Source organism: Aliirhizobium wenxiniae (genome assembly GCF_019511445.1).
Classification (GTDB): domain Bacteria; phylum Pseudomonadota; class Alphaproteobacteria; order Rhizobiales; family Rhizobiaceae; genus Neorhizobium; species Neorhizobium wenxiniae_A.
Window position 1 is genome coordinate 1 of record NZ_JAEUAN010000062.1, and the last position, 1,128, is coordinate 1,128.

1 pseudogene is annotated in these 1,128 nt (G+C 55.3%); it reads left to right on the plus strand.

Features of this window, described 5'->3' with window-relative positions:
• Positions 1-68: 68 nt before the first annotated feature.
• Positions 69-1,128 (plus strand): annotated as a pseudogene (locus JNB91_RS30260) (IS3-like element IS1312 family transposase); the annotation flags it as partial.

A 1,128-nucleotide genomic window follows, 5' to 3' on the forward strand; every position in this document is an offset into this window, starting at 1 on the left:
TGTAATGGCCCCATAAATATCCGGACACGATCTCCCACTTAACAAGTGTGCGAGGTAATGTGCCCATTATGACCAGTCACAGTCCTAAGATAGAAGTCCTGTCCGGCCCTGAGCGCCGCCGTCGCTGGTCGACGGCAGAGAAGCTTGCCATCATCCAGGAGACATATGAGCCGGACGCAACCGTGAGCATCGTTGCTCGGCGTTACGGTATCCAGCCGAACCAGTTATTCACTTGGCGTAAGCTTGCCACGCAAGGAGCTTTGACGGCAACTGCTGCCGAGGAAGATGTCGTTCCTGCATCCGAATATCGTGCCCTTCAAAACCAGGTCAAAGAACTACAGCGTTTGCTTGGCAAGAAGACGATGGAAGGCGAGATTCTCAAAGAAGCGCTTGAGATCGCCACCGGCCCAAAAAAACACCTGTTGCGCTCGCTGTCATTGCCGAAGGGAAGTTCCCGATGACGGCCGTGTGCAAGACTTTTGGTGTTGCCCGGTCAAACATGGCGGAGCGGGTGAGACAGCGTCCTTCCAAAGCCCGTGGTCGGCCGCCGTTTGCGGATGATGATCTCGTCGATGAAATCAAAGCGATCATCTCCGAGATGCCAACCTATGGATACCGCCGGGTTCATGCGCTTCTACGCCGTAAAGCCTGTTGGGAAAGCCGCTCATGGCCGAACGTCAAACGCGTTTATCGGGTGATGAAGGTGCATGGCCTGCTTCTCGAACGCCATACTGGAGCCATTGATAGCCGTCGCCACGATGGTCGTGTCGCTGTCGCTCAATCGAATGTGCGTTGGTGCTCGGACGGTTTCGAAATCGGCTGCGATAACAAAGAAAAGGTCCGCGTTGCCTTTGCGCTCGACTGCTGTGATCGCGAGGCAATTGCCCATGTCGCCACTACTGAAGGCATCAAAAGCGAAGATGTTCAGGACCTTGTCATCACGGCCGTCGAAAACCGCTTCGGCCGCATCAATATCCTTCCTAAGCCCATCGAATGGCTGACTGACAATGGATCGTGCTTCATTGCGTCAGGCACGAAATCGCTGCTGCTGGATATCGGCATGGAGCCTCGCACGACGCCGGTCCGCAGCCCACAGTCCAACGGAATGGCTGAAGCCTTCGTAAAGAC